Consider the following 4767-nt stretch of genomic DNA (forward strand, 5'->3'; position numbering starts at 1 on the left):
ACAAGTTCGTTTGTGGTAAGATGGGTGTAGGTCATTTATGGTAGTTCCTCTCAGACAAATGTGGTGTTTATCTGAGCCTATCATAAATGGCTTTTTTCTGTCTAGCTTAATTTTACAAATTGGGAATTTTAAAATTCATATATTATTATTCTCCTTATGCTTTGTTTAGTTCAGTCAGCTAATGCTATTATTAATAGAACACTTAGTTAAATCACAATAAAAAGATCATTTTACTACCAACTACCTCTTCAACTTTTCAATAAGCCAGTCTGCTAATGAACCAACAGCCATTAAAAATATTAAGACAAGGTAGGTATTGATAAAGGGTTCATGTTTTATTTTATACAATACAAAGTCTATGATAGCGAACCCTATCAAGCCAATTAAATAAATTTTTGCTGATAGTTGCCTACTATACAAACGGCTGGCTTGCCATTTTATTTTTTTCCTCAAAATCCATTCTATTAATAAGCAAGAAAATAAAATAACTTCAAAAGCAAAAAGATCATCAATAGGATTTGTATTTTTTTGCACACTAATATAGGCTTTTGCAGCAATAAGGACAAGAAGCAAAAACAACATAAACACTATGACTTTACTCCTATCCAGAAAAAAATGAGATCTTAAACTTTTTCTATCTTTTGTCATTTTTATATCACTCACATTTGATTTAACAGTTACTAAACAATAAACTAGGGAGCTTTAATACTCTCTAGTTTATTGAAACAAACATATTAATGAGTCAAATTATAAACCGTCTGACCAGCAGCATAACCCAATCCGTAGGCTGTTAAGAGACCTCCCCAAGTAAGGCCACCTCCTGTAATATCTTGAAGTTCTGTATTTGTTAAATTATTAAATTTTGTATTTTTATAAATATTTTTAGCTTTCATAATTATACCCTTTCTAATTAATTAGTGCTTATAACCATTATAAAAACCAACTCCAGCTGCACATCCATACACAGCTCCAACGGGACCACCAAAGTACCCTCCGATACCTCCTCCAACTACGCAACTTGCACCTACTCCCAAAGCACCTCCACCTTCAACAGCAGCGAGAGCTTCGTTGTCCATCATTTCAAATTGTTCAAATACTGTCGTATTCATAACGAATACCTCCTTTGAATTTTTATTTTATTTGGTTGGCCAACCGACACCCTTAGTATACCCAAAATTTTGGTTTGTGCACGTCTATGTCGTGAACGGTCGTTTTTTCACCCTGAATGGTAATTTTTTTTCGAAAAATCGGATTTTTTACCATTCGCGACAAAATAGGAACCATTCACGACATGGATAAGCAGACTCCTAGTCATTATGACATAATAGGATGTTGACATGATAAAAATCAGACAAAACTAACAGAAAGGAAAAAGGATTAATGTTCTATAAATTTATCCCACAAATTGATGCTCGAGACTGCGGGGTTGCAGCACTGGCATCAATCGCCAGACATTATGGTTCAAACTACTCCCTAGCCCACTTGCGCGAGCTGGCTAAGACCGACAGAGAAGGGACGACTGCTTTAGGAATTGTAGAAGCTGCCAAAAAGATGGGCTTTGAAACACGCGCTATTAGGGCGGATATGGAGATGTTTGATATGGATGATGTGCCTTATCCCTTTATCGTCCATGTTAATAAGGAGGGAAAGCTTCAGCATTATTACGTCGTTTACAAGGCTAAAAAAGACTATCTCATTATTGGTGATCCTGACCCCAGCGTCAAAATCACCAAGATGAAAAAAGAGGTTTTTGCAGACGAGTGGGATGGGGTCGCTATCTTTCTCGCACCTCAGCCCCACTACAGACCTCACAAGGATAAGAAAAATGGTCTCTTGAGCTTTATTCCCCTTATCCTGCGTCAAAAAGGGCTCATCTTCCAGATTAGTTTAGCTAGTTTACTTGTCACCTTAATTGATATCCTTGGTTCTTACTATCTGCAAGGAATCTTGGATAATTATATTCCAAATCGCATGCTATCGACCTTGGGAATTGTATCAGTTGGATTGATCATCACTTATATTATTCAGCAGATCATGACCTTTTCCCGTGATTACCTACTCGTGGTATTGAGCCAGCGATTGAGTATTGACGTTATTCTATCTTACATCAGGCACATTTTTTCTCTGCCCATGTCCTTTTTTGCGACCAGACGGACGGGTGAAATCACCTCACGCTTTTCCGATGCTAACTCTATCATTGACGCTTTAGCCTCAACCATTCTCTCCATCTTTCTCGACTGTTCTATTCTCATTATCGTCGGTGGTGTTCTGCTTTTGCAAAATACTAATTTGTTCTTCCTGACCTTGTTTGCCATCCCCATCTATACCATCATCATTTTTGCTTTCATGAAGCCTTTTGAAAAAATGAATCAAGATGTTATGGAAGCTAATAGTATGGTTAGCTCGGCTATCATTGAAGACATCAATGGCATTGAGACTATTAAATCTCTCACAAGCGAAGAAATGCGCTACCGCAATATTGACAGTGAATTTGTTGATTATCTGGATAAATCATTTAAACGCAGTAAATATGAAATCCTGCAAACAGCTTTAAAAAAGGGAGCCCAGCTTATCCTAAATGTCCTTATTCTGTGGTTTGGTTCGACCTTGATCATCTCTAATAAAATTTCTATCGGTCAGCTGATTGCCTACAACACCCTCTTAACGTATTTTACTAATCCTTTGGAGAATATCATCAACCTCCAGACAAAACTACAATCTGCCAAAGTTGCCAACAACCGCCTGAATGAAGTCTACCTCGTCTCATCCGAATTTGATGATGAGCAAGCGACAGAAAAAGATATTCAACTTCTCACGGGTGACATTACTTTTTCAGATGTTTCTTATAAATATGGTTTTGGTAAAAATACCTTATCCGATATTAACCTAACGATCCGGCAGGGCTCCAAAATCAGTCTAGTTGGTATCAGCGGTTCGGGTAAGACAACCCTAGCAAAGATGATTGTCAACTTTTTCCAGCCTAATACAGGAGATATCACCATCAACGGTCTAAATAGCCGTCTCATTGACAAAAAAATCTTGAGACAGCATATTAACTATTTACCGCAGCAGGCCTATATTTTTAGTGGCAGCATTCTTGAGAACCTTACGCTTGGGGCAGACGACACTATTACCTCAGACGAGATCAGACAGGCTTGTGAATGGGCAGAGATTCGTAAAGACATCGAAGAGATGCCTCTGGGTTATCAGACAGAACTATCAGATGGTGCGGGACTATCTGGCGGGCAAAAACAGCGCATTGCCTTAGCACGAGCGCTCCTGACTAAATCACCCGTTTTAGTACTAGACGAAGCAACTAGCGGTCTTGATGTTCTGACCGAAAAGAAAGTCATCGATAACCTAATAGCTATGAAAGAAAAAACAATCATCTTTGTTGCCCACCGTCTCAGTATTTCCGAAAGGACGGACAGGATTATTGTTTTAGATCAGGGACGCATTATCGAAACCGGTAACCATGAAGAACTTTTAAAACAAAAGGGCTTCTATTACCAACTCTTTCATAAATAAGGAGGTAAAGATGGATTCTAAATTATTCAGTAGTTCAGAATTTTACAGACGGCGCTATCAAAATTTTGCTACCCTCACAATCATTCCTACAGCCTTGCTTTTTGCCCTCATTACGCTATTTTCGCTCTTTGCCACTAAGGAAATCGTCGTAACTACAACTGGGCAGGTTACTCCAACTAGTGATGTGATTAGTTTGCAATCCGTCAGTGACAACACTATTGCTAGGAATAACTTGGTAAATAACAAGAGCGTAAAGAAGGGGGAGGTCCTCTTAAGATACACCAGTCCCTCTCCAAGCGAGCAAATGCCTATATTGAATGCTAATGGGCAAGGCTCCCTTCAACCAGCCAATACCCAAATCCAGCTAACAGCTCCCAGCGATGGGATTTTGCACCTAGAAAAAGATTTCACTGGTCAATCAAACATTGCAGCTGGGACTACTGTCGGCAGCATCTATCCAGATATCAAAAAAGTTAAAAAAGCTGCTATCACCTACTATGTCGATTCGAACTACATTTCCAGTATTAAAAAAGGCCAGCACGCTCAACTGACCCTGACTAATGTCGAACACAAAAATCTCATGATAACTGGCGAGGTCACGAGCATTGACACTACTGCTACCGTTACTAAAAGTGCAAACCTCTTTAAAGTTACTGCTACAGTCAAGCTATCAGATAAAGAGCGCTCGCAAATAAAATATGGCCTTCAAGGAAGGGTCACGAGCATTATTGGCAAAAAGACCTATTTTAACTACTACAAAGACAAGCTTCTTGCTTCCTTTGGCTAGCTGCCTGCTCATATTAAAAACACCAAGATGAGAATTATTAGTCTTATTTCTGTACTTTTACATTTCTACCAAAAAGACTTATTTCACTTTCATCAAGAAAAACCTGTGCTATACTTAGACTAATAAAATATAAAGGAGTATACTTATGTCCCACAAAACTACATTATCATCTTTAGATCGTTTTACCGAACTCACACCTGCCGAAAGCGCAGCCATCACTGGCGGCGGTAATTGGTTTACAAACTGGTTTAAAAGTTATCGACCCCAAAAAGCCACAGTCACTGTATTTAAAATGAAAGATTAATAAAATGAGACCCCTAGCTGGGTCTCATTTCAGACCGAAGACAAACTTCTTTTTGGGAGTTTGTCTTTTTTTAAAAATTCTCTAGAAAAATATGGCCTGAGGTGACAATAACTAAGGTATTTACTTGAATTTGGTCAAAATAAAAAGG

General features: G+C 38.4%; 6 protein-coding genes. 3 read left to right on the forward strand and 3 right to left on the reverse strand.

The window, feature by feature from the left end; translation table 11 throughout:
• Positions 1 to 240: 240 nt before the first annotated feature.
• The 3 genes from AC4HAL_RS10880 to AC4HAL_RS10890 all read right to left on the reverse strand — a co-directional run bounded on the left by AC4HAL_RS10880 (position 241) and on the right by AC4HAL_RS10890 (position 1109).
• On the reverse strand, positions 241 to 648 hold the full coding sequence (locus AC4HAL_RS10880) for a hypothetical protein (RefSeq protein WP_491094170.1): 408 nt from the start codon (positions 646 to 648) through the stop codon (positions 241 to 243).
• 86 nt (positions 649 to 734) lie between these two features.
• On the reverse strand, positions 735 to 893 hold the full coding sequence (locus tag AC4HAL_RS10885) for a class IIb bacteriocin, lactobin A/cerein 7B family (protein ID WP_491094171.1): 159 nt from the start codon (positions 891 to 893) through the stop codon (positions 735 to 737).
• Positions 894 to 914: 21 nt separating this feature from the next.
• The gene (locus tag AC4HAL_RS10890) at positions 915 to 1109 is read right to left on the reverse strand and encodes a Blp family class II bacteriocin (protein ID WP_491094172.1); all 195 of its coding nucleotides are present in this window, start codon (positions 1107 to 1109) and stop codon (positions 915 to 917) included.
• 271 nt (positions 1110 to 1380) lie between these two features.
• Between AC4HAL_RS10890 and AC4HAL_RS10895 the strand changes: the two genes are divergently transcribed.
• From AC4HAL_RS10895 to AC4HAL_RS10905, 3 genes are all read left to right on the forward strand, one after another.
• Positions 1381 to 3528, forward strand: coding sequence for a peptide cleavage/export ABC transporter (locus tag AC4HAL_RS10895; protein WP_491094173.1), 2148 nt, complete (start codon positions 1381 to 1383; stop codon positions 3526 to 3528).
• A gap of 10 nt (positions 3529 to 3538) precedes the next feature.
• Complete coding sequence (locus AC4HAL_RS10900; protein WP_491094174.1) at positions 3539 to 4315, forward strand: HlyD family efflux transporter periplasmic adaptor subunit; 777 nt, start codon at positions 3539 to 3541, stop codon at positions 4313 to 4315.
• Positions 4316 to 4460: 145 nt separating this feature from the next.
• Positions 4461 to 4619, forward strand: coding sequence for a hypothetical protein (locus AC4HAL_RS10905; RefSeq protein ID WP_447452291.1), 159 nt, complete (start codon positions 4461 to 4463; stop codon positions 4617 to 4619).
• Positions 4620 to 4767: the final 148 nt, after the last annotated feature.

The sequence above is a fragment of the Streptococcus sp. ELY_125 genome (assembly GCF_058314535.1).